Source organism: Cohnella sp. AR92, assembly GCF_003990975.1.
GTDB lineage: Bacteria > Bacillota > Bacilli > Paenibacillales > Paenibacillaceae > Cohnella.
Genome location: NZ_RZJR01000013.1, coordinates 18,711 through 33,987, shown reverse-complemented (window position 1 = coordinate 33,987; position 15,277 = coordinate 18,711). Strand labels below are relative to the sequence as shown.

General features: G+C 58.1%; 13 protein-coding genes. 5 read left to right on the top strand and 8 right to left on the bottom strand.

Annotated elements, in window-relative coordinates; translation table 11 throughout:
- Positions 1-6: 6 nt before the first annotated feature.
- Complete coding sequence (locus tag ELR57_RS21060; RefSeq protein ID WP_126961070.1) at positions 7-240, top strand: hypothetical protein; 234 nt, start codon at positions 7-9, stop codon at positions 238-240.
- A gap of 131 nt (positions 241-371) precedes the next feature.
- Positions 372-2,756 (top strand): ATP-dependent helicase, encoded by a 2,385-nt coding sequence (locus tag ELR57_RS21055; protein WP_126961069.1) that lies wholly within the window; start codon positions 372-374, stop codon positions 2,754-2,756.
- Between the two features lie 114 nt (positions 2,757-2,870).
- Here ELR57_RS21055 and udk read toward each other — a convergent pair whose 3' ends face one another.
- From udk to ELR57_RS21040, 3 genes are all read right to left on the bottom strand, one after another.
- Positions 2,871-3,494, bottom strand: a complete 624-nt coding sequence (gene udk, locus ELR57_RS21050; RefSeq protein WP_126961068.1) for a uridine kinase — start codon at positions 3,492-3,494, stop codon at positions 2,871-2,873.
- A gap of 500 nt (positions 3,495-3,994) precedes the next feature.
- Positions 3,995-5,281 carry a glycoside hydrolase family 27 protein gene (locus ELR57_RS21045; protein WP_126961067.1) on the bottom strand — a complete coding sequence of 429 codons (1,287 nt, stop codon included), beginning with the start codon at positions 5,279-5,281 and terminating at the stop codon, positions 3,995-3,997.
- A gap of 136 nt (positions 5,282-5,417) precedes the next feature.
- On the bottom strand, positions 5,418-5,768 hold the full coding sequence (locus ELR57_RS21040) for a DoxX family protein (protein WP_126961066.1): 351 nt from the start codon (positions 5,766-5,768) through the stop codon (positions 5,418-5,420).
- 155 nt (positions 5,769-5,923) lie between these two features.
- On the opposite strand from ELR57_RS21040, the gene ELR57_RS21035 reads away from it, so the two are divergent.
- Positions 5,924-6,277, top strand: coding sequence for a winged helix-turn-helix transcriptional regulator (locus ELR57_RS21035; protein WP_126961065.1), 354 nt, complete (start codon positions 5,924-5,926; stop codon positions 6,275-6,277).
- On the opposite strand, the gene ELR57_RS21030 is transcribed toward ELR57_RS21035, so the two are convergent.
- Positions 6,253-7,155 (bottom strand): helix-turn-helix domain-containing protein, encoded by a 903-nt coding sequence (locus tag ELR57_RS21030; RefSeq protein WP_238162634.1) that lies wholly within the window; start codon positions 7,153-7,155, stop codon positions 6,253-6,255. The two genes, ELR57_RS21035 and ELR57_RS21030, sit on opposite strands and share 25 nt — an antisense overlap.
- Before the next feature lie 194 nt (positions 7,156-7,349).
- On the opposite strand from ELR57_RS21030, the gene ELR57_RS21025 reads away from it, so the two are divergent.
- Both ELR57_RS21025 and ELR57_RS21020 read left to right on the top strand, forming a co-directional pair.
- Positions 7,350-8,576, top strand: a complete 1,227-nt coding sequence (locus ELR57_RS21025; RefSeq protein WP_370452324.1) for a Zn-dependent hydrolase — start codon at positions 7,350-7,352, stop codon at positions 8,574-8,576.
- Positions 8,577-8,881: 305 nt separating this feature from the next.
- Complete coding sequence (locus tag ELR57_RS21020) at positions 8,882-9,412, top strand: DUF5412 family protein (RefSeq protein WP_126961064.1); 531 nt, start codon at positions 8,882-8,884, stop codon at positions 9,410-9,412.
- A gap of 699 nt (positions 9,413-10,111) precedes the next feature.
- Here ELR57_RS21020 and ELR57_RS21015 read toward each other — a convergent pair.
- The 4 genes from ELR57_RS21015 to ELR57_RS21005 form a co-directional block, all read right to left on the bottom strand.
- Positions 10,112-11,047 (bottom strand): LysM peptidoglycan-binding domain-containing protein, encoded by a 936-nt coding sequence (locus ELR57_RS21015; protein WP_126961063.1) that lies wholly within the window; start codon positions 11,045-11,047, stop codon positions 10,112-10,114.
- Between the two features lie 159 nt (positions 11,048-11,206).
- On the bottom strand, positions 11,207-11,380 hold the full coding sequence (locus ELR57_RS27935) for a hypothetical protein (RefSeq protein ID WP_158630115.1): 174 nt from the start codon (positions 11,378-11,380) through the stop codon (positions 11,207-11,209).
- Positions 11,381-11,529: 149 nt separating this feature from the next.
- Positions 11,530-12,759, bottom strand: a complete 1,230-nt coding sequence (gene pepT, locus ELR57_RS21010) for a peptidase T (protein ID WP_126961062.1) — start codon at positions 12,757-12,759, stop codon at positions 11,530-11,532.
- Positions 12,760-12,889: 130 nt separating this feature from the next.
- Entirely contained in the window at positions 12,890-15,190 is a 2,301-nt protein-coding gene (locus ELR57_RS21005; RefSeq protein WP_126961061.1) for a helix-turn-helix domain-containing protein, read from the bottom strand.
- Between the last annotated feature and the right edge of the window lie 87 nt (positions 15,191-15,277).

The window sequence follows — 15,277 nt, the reverse complement described above, 5'->3', positions numbered from 1 at the left end:
ATAAGCATGGGAGGATTCAACGCGGTAGGCATTATCGTCCCGCTGGTGATTTGGTTTATCGTTTTGTTCGTCATTATTTTTATCATTCGGTACGCGCTGGACTCTTCGAAGACTTCGAGACAGGTAAGAGAGCTGGCGGACGAGGTACGGATGCTTCGGCAGGAGCTGAAGGACAGGGACGAACGCGATCGCAGGGAGAAGGAGGAAGCAAGCGGCCGCGTTATCGATACGGAGGCTTGATAGGAGACGAGAATGTAAACGAGATTGGAAACACCTCTGCATTGCCCCGAGGCCGAATAACCGATATCATTAGACTTTAAGCGTGTTGCGGACAAGCAACGAGATCGGAACAGAATGGAAGGATTGCGGCAATGCAAGGCAGCGAGTTTCTATCGAGGAAAAAGGAAGAGCTCGGCGTCGAGCTGAATGAGGTGCAGAAGCGGGCGGTTCTCCACACGGAAGGCGCTCTGCTGCTGCTCGCATCGCCGGGCTCGGGCAAGACGACGACGCTCATTATGAGGATCGGTTATCTAGTCGAAGAGAAGGGCGTAAAGCCGGAGCGGATCAAGGCGGTGACGTTCAGCCGAGCTTCCGCAAGGGACATGAAGGAGCGGTTCCGGAGGTTTTTCCCCGAGATTGCGGGGGATCGCGTCGCTTTCTCCACCATCCACAGCCTGGCGTTCGAGATGATGCGGGATTCCCTTCGCAAGCAGCGTATCGAGTACCAGATCATCGAAGGCGACGCCGCCGAGCTGGAGGAGGAGATCGACTTCGAGGGAGAGCGGCCTCCGCTGCACAAGAAGCTTATTCTTCGGGAGCTGTACCGGCGCGTCGCGGGCGACAACATGACCGACGACCAGATGGACGAGCTGACGACCTATATCAGCTTCGTGAAGAATAAGCTTCTTCCGCCGGAGGAATGGAAGAACGTGAAGTGCGGCGTGAAGGATGCGGATCGGCTATTGACCGAGTACGAGCGGTTTAAGCGTAACGGAGCGGACAAGCTGCTCGTCGACTACGACGACATGCTCGTTCTGGCGAACGAGGCGATGGAGAACGACCGGGAGCTGCTTCGTAAGTATCAGCGCCGTTACGATTACGTGATGACCGACGAGAGCCAGGATACGTCCCTCGTACAGCACGCGATCGTGGAGAAGCTGGTGCGAACGCATGGCAACCTGTGCGTCGTCGCGGACGACGATCAGAGCATCTATACGTGGCGGGCGGCGGAGCCCCAATACCTGTTGGACTTCAAGAAGGTGTACCCGCGGGCGAAGCTCCTGAAGATGGAGCAGAATTACCGCTCCTCGCGGAATATCGTCCAAGTGGCGAACCGCTTCATCAAGCGGAACAAGAACCGCTACGACAAGAACATGTTCACGAACAACCCCGAGGACGAGCCGATCGTCGCGCATCGGCTGGGCGACTACCAGCAGCAGGCGAAGTTCGTGGCGGACCGGGTAGCGGAGGAGGAGAATCTTCGCGAGATCGCGGTGCTGTATCGGAACAACTCGTCCTCGATCACGCTGATGAACGCGTTCGACCGGGCGGGGATTCCTTTCTACATGAAGGACGGGGACAATCGGTTCTTCTCCCATTGGGTCGTAGAGGACGTGCTCAACTTCATGAGGATGAGCTACACGGACCGCAGGCCGGACATCCTGGAGAAAATCCACACGAAGATGAACGGCTACATCACGAAGCAGCAGATGGCGGCGCTCAAGGCGGTCTCTAACGCGGATTCGGTGTTCGATAACCTGATGAACTACGTCGCCCTTCGCGATTACCAGTTCAAGCTGCTGCAGGAAAACAAGGATACGTTCGAGCGGATGAGAGGAATGGCTCCGCGCGACGCGATCCAGACGATCCGGTACGACTTAGGGTACGAGAAGGCGATCGATAAGATGTGCGAGAGGCTGGGCTTCCGCAAGGAGTACCTGATCGGCATCCTGAACACGCTGGAGGACATCTCCGAGGGGCTGGAGTCGATGGAGTCGTTCGCCCATCGCTTGAAGTATCTCGAGACGGCGATGAAGACGTCCCGGAAGCGCAAGAACGAGAACGTGGTGACGTTCTCGACTCTGCACAGCGCCAAGGGGCTGGAATTCGAGCGGGTGCTGATCGTCGATCTGGTGGACGGCATCCTGCCTTCGAACGAGGATATCAAGAAGTTCGAGGACGAAGAGACGGCGGACATGGAAGAAGCCGTCAGGCTGTTCTACGTCGGGATGACGAGAGCGAAGCGGCGGCTGGAGCTGCTCTCCTATGAGCGGAGGGACGGGGCGAAGGCGAAGACGTCCCGGTTCGTGAACGCGGTGCGGCGCATTCAGAACCCCGAGCAATATGAGTTGGAAAAGAAAAGGACGGAGCCCTCCGGCAAGGTGTATATCGGTCCGTTAAGCGCAGCGGGAGCGGGTGCAGGCCGGGGCGAGATGGAAGCGGCTGCGAGAGCTAGAGCGGGAGCAACAGGGGCGGGCGTTCGAGCCGGGGGCAAGCTGGCCAAGCGATCCTCGGGCCAAGCGACCGTCGTCCGCATCGACAACCCGAAGGCGAAGGTCTCGTCCGCCCGCAACCCGAACGCGGTCCGCGAGGCAACGGTTCTAAAGGCGGGCAGCTCGGTCGAGCACCGCGCCTTCGGCGTCGGCCGAATCGTCCGGCTGAGCGGCGACCAGGCGGACATCCGCTTCGAGTCCGGCGAGAAGACGCTGTCGGTCGCGACCTGCCTCGAGATGGGTCTTCTGGAGCTGAAAGGGTAGGTCGGCAGATCGTCGCCTTATCGCCCGGTCCCGCCTCACCCCGCGATCCTACCAACCCAGCCTCAGATTGCGAGTGGTTTGTCGGATCAATGCCAGTTCAATGCTAGAGAAACACTATTCTTTCTCGCCGTTTAAATACTTCTCGGTCAATACGGCCAGCAATTGCACGCCGACCTCATTGTGCCCGCCCTCGGGTATGATGAGGTCGGCGTATTTCTTGGAAGGCTCGATGAACGCGTCGTGCATCGGCTTCACGGTCTTTAGGTATTGCTGATGGACGGATTGGATCGTTCGTCCGCGCTCTTCGACGTCGCGAATGATGCGGCGAAGGATTCGCACGTCCGGGTCCGTATCGACGAATACCTTGATGTCGAGCATCGCGCGAACTTTCTCGTCGTAAAGAACGTGCAGCCCTTCGACAATGGCGATCGGGTTCGGTTCCAGGCGCACGGTCTCCGTCGTGGAGCGGGCATAGACCGAGAAGTCGTACACCGGGATGAACGCCGGCTGTCCTTCCTTGAGCAGCTTCAGATGCTCGACCAGAAGCTCGTTGTCGAAAGCGAAGGGATGATCGTAATTAATCGCGTGCTTCTCTTCCATGCTCAGATCCGGATAGTCTTTGTAATAGTTGTCCTGGGAGATAAAGGTGACCTTGTCGCTTCCCAGCCGCTCGATGACGGAGCGGGCGACGGACGTCTTGCCGGAGCCTGTCCCGCCGGCAATTCCGATAATAAGCATGACTCGTTTCTCCTCCTGGAGTTAGTTGCCGATCTAACAATTCCAGTAGTATAGCATAGTTGGGACCAGGGAGAAACTGCCCTGTTTCGGCTCCCGAAGGAGGAGTTAATGGCCGTTATGGAATAAAGTTCAATAACTCTGCTTCGGGATCGGGAGAGCGGGCAGAGTTATTGAATAAAGTTCAAGAACACGGCTTCGGATGCGGGGGAAATAGCGGAGTTATTGAACAATGTTCAATAACCAGATCGAGAAAGCGTGGGAAGCGGCGGAGTTATTGAACAAAGTTCAATAACCAGATCGAGATAGCGTAGGAAGCGGCGGAGTTGTTGAACAAACTTCAATATCCCAGGCGCGCAGGTTCCGCAGAGGGAGAGCGAGAGCAAGGGCATCATGCCTTATCAAGGCCGCGCGGAATCGCATGCTAAAAGAGGTATCGAGATTCCATGGCTAATATTGGCCTAGAATTCGATACCTCTTTTCTTTTATTCTCCCTGTCTTCCCTAGCTCAGCTTAAACAGCTTGGCTCCGTGAGGCGGGATGGAGGCGGCAAGGCTGCCGGATGCCTCCACCGTGCCCCAAGCCTCTCCGCTCCACAGCTCGGTCGCCGTCGCAGCGGCGTTCAGCCCGAGAGCGGAGGCGCTGACGGATACTTCGAGCTCCGCCTCGCCGGTGTTGAACAGCGCCGCATAGCGCGCAACGCCCGCGACCGAGGTCGTCCAGACGACGCGGTCGCCCGCTCGGGATACGAGCTTCGCGCCGTCGCTGTCCCGGTGCATCGCCATGACCTCGCGGTTGGTGAGCAGCGATAACGTCCATTCGTCGTTATCCCGAAGCTCTCCGCCGAACATGAGCGGCGAGCGGAACAAGCACCACAGCGTCATCATCGTCAGCTGCTCGTCCTTGGTGAAGCGGGTCCAGCGGTCGGCTCCGCCTCCGTCGACGGAGCGGATGCCGATGTGGCCGAGCGGCAGCATGTCGCAATCCGGCCAATTGCCCGGCTGGGCGCGTCCCTGCCAGTTCTCGCAGCGATCGAACATATCGAGAAGGAGCTCCCAGCGGTCCCAGAAGTCGTCGGTCATCCGCCACATGTTGGCGAGATTCGCGAATTCCTCGGCATAAGGGACCGGAGCGGGACCCGGCGACAGGCTCAGCACCATCGGTCGGCCGCAGCGGTCGATCGCCTTGCGGATCATCCCGATCTCGGGCAGATGGGTGTCATACAGGCGGGACGCCGCGATGTCGTCCACCTTCACGAAGTCGACTCCCCATTCGGCGTACAGTTCGAACAGGGAATCGTAATAAGCCTGAGCGCCTTCCTTCGCCGCATCGACTCCGTACATGTCCGTGTTCCATGGACAGATAGAGTTCGGATGCGCGATGTCCCGGGCGGTGGCGTAGCTTCCCTTGACGGCAGTGGCGGCGTGGGCAGCCTGCCTTGGGATGCCGCGCATGATGTGGATGCCGAACTTCAGCCCCAGGCCGTGAACGTAATCCGCGAGCGGCCGGAATCCGGCTCCTCCCGCGGCGGAAGGGAAGCGATTGACGGCGGGCATGAGGCGCGAGAACTCGTCCATCTCCAGCGGGACGAACGGACGGTATTGGCTCGACACGGCTCCGGGCTCGTACCACTGAATATCGACGACGACGTATTCCCAGCCGTAATCCTTAAGGTGGGCAGCCATGTATTCGGCGTTGCCGCGAATCTCGGCCTCGGTAACGGCAGCTCCGTAGCAGTCCCAGCTGTTCCAGCCAAGAGGCGGAGTAGGAGCGGCAAGGCGATGGTTCATGCGGGATCTCTCCTTATTCGCAAGTTAGAATTGTAATAAAAGTAAATTGCGATGTCCCACCTATCGTAAACCCTTCCCCGCCGTTCCTCTACCGTAAAATCGTTCGTCCAATAGCACAAAATTGCTCTTACAGCCTCTAAAGCCGACCGAATGCCACGAAGACCGCCAATGCCAGGAACACCATGTTCACGCCGATCTCCTTGTATTCCTTGCGCCGAATATGGAACAACGCGCCCAGCAGCACGACGGCGGCAAGCCCGAATGCGGCGATTGGCGTTAATGACGATACGACCCCCGTCGCTTGAGGCAGGATCAACCCGATCGCTCCCAATAGCTCGACCGCCCCGATGAAGAGAACGAGTCCCTTCGGAACCTCGCCCGCCCATGGCCAAGACGCCTTAGCCTTCTCGATCTGAACCTTCATCCATCCCGAGTATATGAACCCGATCGTCAATAACCCTTGAACGACCCATAATGCGATATTCATGCGGCAGCTCCCTCCGATTGATCGTCTTATTCTTGTCGCGGCCGGCCCGATAGGTGCATAATAATCGATAGACGTTCGACGAGGAAGTAGCCACTTTAACTAAACATAGGCACGAAAAAGAAACCTTTGAGCATGCAGCGATCGGAGAGGGAGACATGGCCAACTATTGCAAGTTCGAGAAAGCGCTGGAGATCTTCATGGGGAAGTGGAAGCCGGTCATCCTACTCCGGCTTTTCGCGAATGGTACGATGAGGTTCAACGAGCTTCAGAAGGCGATACCGGACATTACGAAAAAAATGCTGACCCAACAATTAAGAGAGTTGGAGCATCATGACATCATTCATCGCGAAGTTTATCGGGAAGTCCCGCCGAAGGTCGAATATTCGATCACGCCGTATGGCCAGGGAATGGCGAACGTCCTGCAGACGCTTAACGATTGGGGAGAGTCCCATGTCGCCCATATGGATGAGCTGCATGGAAACGCTCAATCGAAGAACAACCTGCGATAGTTCAAGCGGCTGCCTCCGGCGGAGCGGAACGAACCGGGCGTCTGTCCGGTCAGCTTGCGGAATATCTTGATATAGTAGCTTCCGGTCGAGTATCCGACGCTGGAGGCGATGCGGTCGATCGGCCAGTCGGTGGCCTGAAGCAGCTCCATCGACCTTTCGATTCTCACGCGCACCAGGTAATCGTTCGGCGTCATTCCGGTATAGCGGGCGAACGTTCGCAGGAAGTGATATTTGGAGACGCCGAGCTGCCGGGCAAGCTGCTCTTGATCCACCATGTCGGCAAAGTTGCTTCTCATGAAGGCAACCGCCCGCGTCACGCTGTCCGGCCATTCGGAATGGCCGGCGGCTGGAGAAGACGCGAATCGTCCCAGCGCCATGTTGAATTGATAGACATACGAAGAAGCGGCGAACGGATCCGCGATTCGTCCGTTCCGAGCATCGTCGACCATCTGCCGCAGCAGCTCGATCGGTTCGCTCTCCGGCGGAAGCAAAACGACCTCTCCCAGCTTCCCCTTGGCTTCCTCCCAGACGGGAAGGATGAGCCGGGGATTCATCAGAATGAAGAGGAATTCCCAATGGTCCCGATCCTCCGGAAGGTAGTAGCGGTGCCGTCCCGGGATCTCGATAAGCAAAGCCTGTCCCTCCTCGATTCGGCGGAACCGGCCCTCGATCTCGGCAGCCCCGCCGCCGGAGAGCGTGTATTGGAACAGCAGCAAGGGACCGTCGTTTCTCGTCATTCCGTCCCAGCTATAGTCAGGGCTTGCTTCCCGTTCATGGCCGACGGCGAACAAGCCGCATAGCGGAAGCTCCGCCGATTCCCCGAACCGGAAGCCGTATGTTCCCAAGCTGCGTCTCTCCGCCGACTGTCCCATTTTCATCGACCGCACTCCTTTTCCGCACAATAGCTCTCTCTACCATGTTAATTCGATCAAGCCTCCGACGCCAGCGCAAAAAAACGGCCGTTCTCGTTATACAGTTTGTCAGTTGAATGCTCGGGGGGTTCCGCTACTATTACTTATATAGGGAGTGTTCTGTTAGTTTACCTAACATAATCGAGATAGGGGAGATCGGGATGCCAAAGCTGTTCGTGAACGGAGCAAGGTTGAAGGAGACGATCGAAGCTTTCGCGGATTACGGGAGAACGCCGAACAATGGAGTGACGAGGCTCAGCCTGTCGGCGGAGGACGTGAGGGTTCGGGATTATTTTCGCTCGTGCTGCGAGGAGCTCGGGCTGACGGTCGCCGTCGACGACATGGGCAATATGTACGGAACGCTTGCCGGCGAACAGAATGAGAAGCCTCCGATCGTGATCGGCTCCCATCTGGATTCGGTCAAGAAAGGCGGGCGTTTCGACGGGGTGCTAGGCGTGCTGTCCGGCTTGGAGGTCGTGCGAACGCTGGTGGATCACGGCATCACTCCGAAGGTTCCGGTGACGGTGATGAACTTCACGAACGAGGAGGGGGCGCGCTTCGAGCCTTCCATGATGGCTTCCGGCGTGCTGTCCGGCAAGTTCGACAAGGCGGCGATGCTGGCGAAGAAGGACGCGGACGGCATCACCTTCGGCGAGGCGCTGGCGGCAAGCGGGTACGAAGGGGACGAGGCGAATCGGCTGAGGGAAGCGACGGCGTACTTGGAGCTGCACATCGAACAGGGACCGGTCCTGGAGAAAATGGAGCAAACGATCGGGGTCGTCGACTGCGTGGTCGGGATGGTGTGCTACGAGATCGAGGTTACCGGGGAATCCAACCATGCCGGCACGACGCCGATGGGCATGCGCAAGGACGCGCTGTTCGCGGCGACTGAGCTGATCGCTCGGTTCCGCGAGAGTCTGGGAGCGCTGGACGGCGAGCTGGTCTACACGATGGGGCGATTGAACGTGCTGCCGAACATTCACACGGTCATCCCGAACAAGGTCGTGTTCACGATCGAAGCGCGGCACAAGGATGAAGGCATCATCGCGCAGGTGGTGGACATCATCCACGGGCTGCCGACGGAACAGGGCGGCTGCGCGGTGAAGCAGACGAAGCTGTGGGGGCGCGACACGGTGTGGTTCGACGGGGCGGTGGTCGACAAGGTTGAGAGCGCGGCCGCGGACTACGGCTACTCGCGCCGCCGCATGGCGAGCGGAGCCGGGCATGACGCTCAGTTCGTGGCGTCGTACCTTCCCGCGGCGATGATTTTTGTCCCGAGCGTCAAGGGGCAGAGCCACTGCGAGGAGGAATTCACGCCGTACGAGGATTGCGAGAAGGGCGTGAACGTGCTGCTCGGCACGGTGCTCTCTCTTCTTGAGCAGGCGTGAGAGAGAGTCGGAGCCGACGAGAATTGAGGCATGCGGACGGGAAAGAGAGTACGCGAGTAGAGGCAAACGGACGGGCGCGAGAGTACGCGAGCAGAGGCAAACGGACGGGAAAGAGAGTACGCGAGCAGAGGCAAACGGCCGGGCGCGGGAGAGTGCTCGAGTGAAGCATTTTAACAGGCGTCAGATTGGAGTGGTCACGAGCGGAGTCACATGGAATGATTGGAGGCGGCCGATGCGGCCGCTTTTTCTTCTTTTCATGTATAATTATGGAGAATGGTAGAGAGAAAAGTCCCGGAGGTGCCGACATGGCAGCCAAGTCCAACCTGTGGTCGTTCTGTCTGATGGTTTTCTGCGCCGGAGTATCGGGCTATTCCCTGTATTCCAGCTATCGCAACGTTTGGCTGATTGCGCCTTCGAGCGATTACATGCTGGTTTTTACCGTTGCGGCTCTCGTTCTCGGAATAATCGGGTTGAGAGATAAGAGGAACGGGTGGAGAATCGCCAGAGGCTGGCTGACGGTGAGTTTGTTCTTTCTGCTGGCTGCTGCTCTTGTTCTCATCCAGATCGTGAAGATATTTACCGGCGGATCCGAGGATCCGCTTCAGACCGTCCATTCCCCGGACCGCAGCTACACGATTCACTTCTATCGCTGGGACGAGGGCGCCGCGGGAACGTTCGGGATTCGAGGAGAATTGGACGGTCCGCTGTGGTTTAAGAAAAGAATCTACGTCGAGCCCAGAGTTGAGAAGGTTGAGGCGGAGTGGACGTCGGATCAAACCGTTTCTATTAACGGTCATCCGTTGGACTTGGATAGGGGCGAGACTTACGGGTACTAGGAGTGCGTATAAATGATGGAGTGCCGACATATTGAATCATCGAGACACCGACGCGCGGAGACACCCGACACCTGACACCGACACATTGTCACACCAGCACACCAACACCCGACACACCGGCCCACCGACACACCGACACACCGGCACACCGGCACACCGGCACACCAACCCACCGGCACACCGACCCACCGACCCACTGACCCACTGACCCACCGGCACATCGACCCACCGACACATCGACACATCGACACATCGACACATCGGCACCTAACACACCGGCACTGCCCCTCCGCCCGAATCTCTAACGGAACAGAGAGACCTTATTTGGCCGTAAAAAGGCCCTTTTCAAATCTAACGGAACCAGGAGACGTTATTTCGGTCCAATCCCTGGTTTTTGGCGTCGATTCCCGGTAATAAGGGCTCTCAGTTCCGTTAAAAATGGAAAAACGCTTTTTGGAGCCTTATAAGGGCTCTCAGTTCCGTTACAGGTGAAGAGGGGCGATAGAGAGGCGATAGAGGGACGATAGAGGGACGATAGAGGAGCGATGGCGCCGTTACCTTTCCATTAGCTGGCGACTGAGCGAAGGGGAGAGGCGGGATAGCGAGCGAGGGGGAGTGGAAGCAGCATAACGAAGCGGATCGTGGATGGGACTATGAATAGAGATAAGGCTCGCCTGTGATCTCAGGCGAGCCTTATTTTTATGCGTTGGAAGAGGAGCTAGAACTAGAGCTGCCGCTGCCGGACGATTGACCGCCGTTGCCGCGTCCAAAGCCGCCGCCGTGGCCGCCGTGACCTCCGCGGCCGCCGTTGCTTCCCTTGAATTCCGCGCCGGATTTGGCGTCATCGGACGATTGCCCGTCTTTGGCGGCAGCGTGCTCAGGTCTCGCCGCGTTCACGAGCTTGGTCGCGATGTCGCTCAGCTTCGCAACCTGCTCGTCGTATTGCGCCTGCGTGATCTTGCCGTTGCTCAATTGAGTGCTGAGCTGTTCCTTCAGCGTCGCCGTAACGGAAGCAACCACCGAGTCGACGCTGACATTCTGAGCTGCCGCTATCGTCGCGAGAGAATCGCCGGCTTGCAGCTTCTCCTTGAGCTCGTCGGCCGTCAAGCCGAGCAGCGTTGCAAGCTTATCCGACGCCAGAAGATTCAAACCGCCGAATCCGAATCCTTTGCCTCCGCGATTGCCGCCCTTGAACTCGCCGTTCACGAGCTTGGCCGCGATGTCGCTCAGCTTCGCAGCCTGCTCGTCATATTGCGCCTGGGTGATCTTGCCGTCGCTCAATTGTGCGCTGAGCTGTTCCTTCAGCGTCGCCGTAACGGAAGCGATAACCGAGTCGACGCTGACGTTCTGAGCCGCCGCGATCGTCGCAAGGGAATCGCCGGCCTTCAGCTTGGTCTTAAGCTCATCGGCCGTCAGGCCGAGAAGCGTCGCGAGCCCATCCGACGCCAGAAGATTCGCTCCGCCGATGAATCCGAGGCCGAAGCCAAGCTTGCCGCCGACTTTGCCGTTCACAAGCTTGGTCGCGATGTCGCTTAGCTTCGCAACCTGCTTGTCATATTGAGCTTGCGTGATCTTACCGTCGCTCAATTGGGTGCCGAGCTGTTCCTTCAGCGCGGCCTCAACGGAAGCGACCACCGAATCGACGCTGACGTTCTGGGCTGTCGCGATCGTCGCGAGGGAGTCTCCGGCTTGGAGCTTGCTCTTAAGCTCGTCCGTCGTTAGGCCAAGCAGGGTCGCGACTTTATCCGATACTAAGAGATTGGCTTCGCCAATTTTAAAGTGACCGAAGCCCGCCTACCCCTTGGCCTGCGCTTGCGATTGGCTAAGGCTAGTCGACGAATCCGTGCTAGAAGCGGCGAACGCGTCGGAGCTCAGCAGCGTTCCGCCGCCGATCGTCAGGGCCAGCGCCATGGCGCTTACTGCCGCCAGCTTCGGTTTTAACAGCTTACTGTTCGGAAACTTCTTCATGCGGACAATCACCTCTTGGATAATTTTTGCTTCATTTCGCATTCTTCCACTATCTTCTTACCCGAAGATGAAAGGCAGCTTAAAGAAGGCTAAAATCTCCGAGGGTTCCCCGTAAATTGATTCCTATTGACTAGGCCGGAAGCCGACGCTTAAGCGCGGGCCTCGAACAGCTTGACCGTCTCGACGATGACGTTGACGGCCTGCACCATGACGTCGGCCGACACGTATTCGTAGCGGCCGTGGAAGTTCTCGCCGCCGGCGAAGATGTTCGGCGTCGGCAGTCCCATGAAGCTCAGCTGCGAGCCGTCCGTGCCGCCGCGGATCGGTTCCAGCTTCGGCTCGATGCCAAGGCTCGTCATGGCGTCATGGACGATGTCGACGATCTCGCGGACCGGCTCGATCTTCTCTCTCATGTTGAAGTAGCGATCCTTCAGGTCCAGAGCGATGCGGCCGTCGTAGATCTTGTTAAGCTCCGTCGCGAGGTTCGTCATGTACGCCTTGCGGGCTTCGAACTTCGCGCGGTCATGGTCGCGAATCAAGTAGGTGAGGGTGGCTTCCTCTACGTCGCCGTTGCAGGAGTTGAGGTGATAGAAGCCTTCGTGGCCCTCGGTATGCTCGGGAGCTTCGTTCGCCGGCATTCGGCTCTGGAACTCCATCGCGATCTTGAGCGCGTTCACCATCTTGTTCTTGGCGGAGCCGGGGTGGACGTTCTTGCCCTTGACCGTCACCGTGGCGCCGCAGGCGTTGAAGCTCTCGTATTGCAGCTCGCCGAGCGGGCCGCCGTCCATCGTATAGGCGAACTTCGCGCCGAAGGCGGCGACGTCGAAGCGCTGCGCTCCGCGGCCGATCTCTTCATCCGGATTGAAAGCGACGCGAATCTTGCCGTGCTTGATCTCCGGATGGTTGATCAGGTACTCCATCGCCGTCATGATCTCGGCGATGCCCGCCTTATCGTCCGCGCCGAGCAGCGTCGTGCCGTCGGTCGTGATCATGGTGTGGCCTTTGTATCCGGCCAGCTCCGGGAAGTCCTTCGGCGACAGGATGATGCCTTGTTCGGCGTTCAGGACGATATCCCCGCCGTCGTAATTCTCGACGATCTGCGGCTTGACGTTCTTGCCGGTGAAGTCGGTGGCCGTATCGACGTGGGCGAGGAAGCCGATGACGGGAACCTCTTTATCCGTATTCGAGGGAAGGGTCGCCATGACGTACCCGTTGTCGTCCAGCGTGACCTCTGTCATGCCAAGCTGCTTCAATTCATCGACGAGCAAGCGCAGCAGATCCCACTGCCCCGGAGTGGACGGGCAGGTCTCGCTGTTCTCGTCCGATTGCGTATCGATCATCGCATAGGCGGTCAGTCTGCGAATCAGATCGTTCTTCATAGTCGTTCTACTCCTCTATGCCGCGTAATTCGCGTACGAACTCATCGGCGCCCTGCGGGGCGCCGATGGCATTTTTGTACATCCTTCTTCTATTGTAAGGCTTCCTTCCGCCCAAAACAAAGCCCACGGGCTACGAGATCTTCTCCCGATATTGGCCGGGCGTCATGCCTTCCTGCTTGCGGAACGAACGGATGAAGTTCTGCGGATTGTTGTATCTCAGCCGGGCGGCGATATCCTTGATCGGCATATCGGTCTCCTTCAGCCACTTCTTCGCCATGCCGAAACGGTAGGCGGCCAAATATTCGCTGAACGAGACGTTCGTCTCCTTGCGGAATACGCTGCTCAAGTAATTGGCGTTGTAATTCAGCCGGGAAGCGCACTCCTCCAGCGACAGGTCGGTATCGTAAAGCTTCTGCACGAGATCGATGATCTTCTCCGAGATGTTCTGGTATTGAGAGGACTGCCGATCCGCGAAGATGCGGAGCATCGGCTCGATGACGTTCGCCCAGAACCATTCTTCGATCTCCGGCACGGTGCCGAGCTCGATCATCTCCTCGTAGAGAGTGCCCTGGGAATGGCGAATCTTGTTCAGGCTGATCCCCGACTCCTGCATGACCACGATCAAGCTGTTCAGCAGACGGGCAAGGGGGATCTGATACTCCTGATGCGTCATCTCGTCGGCGAACACCTTGCGCATGAAGATGCTCAGGCCCTCGCGGGCTTTGTCGGCGTCCGCCAGCTTGATGGCGTCGATCAGCTCGCTCTCCGAATGGGCCGGGTAGTTGGTCTTGAGATAATGCTTGCCCGAGTTGAGATGCTCGTATTGGACAACGATGCCTTCGCCAAGCTTCAGGCGATGCTTGAGAGCATCGAGGCCTTCCCGGTAAGCGATCGGAAGCTGCTTGATCGATTCGAACGGAAGGCTGAGCCCGATGCTGACGGACAGGCCGAGATAGCTGCGGATGTTGCTCTGCATATCCTCGGTAATTCCATACAGCATAGAGTTGAAAATGCCGCGATCGGAGTCGGGGCTGCCGCAGAGCAGCACGACCGTCTGGTCGATCGCGACGGGATCGAAGCGCTGCTCCGGCGGAACGAGTTCTTCGATCATGTTGTGCACGGCGAACAGAAGCAGGTCGATGTCCCGCCGTTCGTAACGGGTCTGGTCGAGGGAGTCGAGCTGCAGCGTCATGACCGCCATCTGCGACCACCCGGCCAGGCGGTCGCCGTAGCCGAAGCCCTCGAGTCGGCCGGGCAGCTCGCCGAGCCGGGTCTGTCCCTGGTACGCGCGGACGAGATAGAACGTGCGAGCCTGCTTCAGGTGCTGATGTGCCTGCTCCTCCAGCTTGGAGTTCGATTGGAACAGGCGGTGGATCTGCTCGCCGATCACCTGGAACTCGTTCGTCTTCCTCCGCTCCGTCCCGGGCAGCCGATCCTCTACCATCTTCAGCAGCTTCCGGATCGGCGAATACATTCGCTTGGAACCTATCCACGCGATCAGCGCCATGAGAAGCAGAATGAATAGGCAGACGAGAAGCGTATAGAGGCCGATTTTGCTCGATTCATGGGTCAGGCTGGAGAGCGGCGTGAACGACAGATAGATCCAACCGTTGTAGGGGGATCGATAATAGCTGACGGCATATTCTCGCTTATCCAGGCTGGTCTTGAACTGGCCGGAGGAGAGGGAGAGCAGATCGGTGTCCGTAAAACCGACGGCGGCGGCCGGCTGCCCGATCAGAGAACGGTCCGGATGCAGAAGGATCCGGTTGTTCTCGTCGAGCACCATGATCGTATCGGCGGAGCCCGAGTCGGATTGAAGCTGCGCCTGAAGGCTGCAGGACGGAATATTCGCCATGACGAGCCCATACGGCTCCAGTCCGCCGACCGGCAGTTTCTTGACCAGGCTGATGCTGTACGGGCAGATCGCGCCGTTCGCGCTCTCCTCGCTGTAGAACCATTCGGACGGGTTCAGGGTCCAGGCGGCCGAGACCGGACCGTGAATCGCCGACGAGATCGGTTCGGCGTATTTGTATTCGGAGAGCCGGTACAAGCCGGAATTCTTCACGAGCCAGTCCTGCTTCTCGTTGACGAGCAGAACGTCCTCCAGCCTCGTATCGAAGGTCTGCATGTGAAGCATCTCGTTACGCAGGTTGTCATACAGATTGAAATCGCTTACAGTTAAGGGGCTGTTGAGCGCGCTCTTGAGAACCGTCGAGTTGACGACTTGATTCAGGGTGTGATTGACAGTCGTCAGGATTTGCTCTACATTGGCATTTATCTGGTACAGGAGCTGCATTTTACCTTCGTTTACATGTTTTTGGACTTCCTTCGTGGAGGTCGCATAGGAGAACCAGCCGATGAACAGAACCGGCAGCATGGCGAGCAGACAGCCGAAAACCGTCATTTTCGTCAGGTAGCTAATCGAGCGCATCGTCCGTTCATCACCTACTCGTTAGAGGATTCTATTATTGTAGGCCAGAGGCTGTTGGAGGACAATAATCATCCGGCAATTCGATAA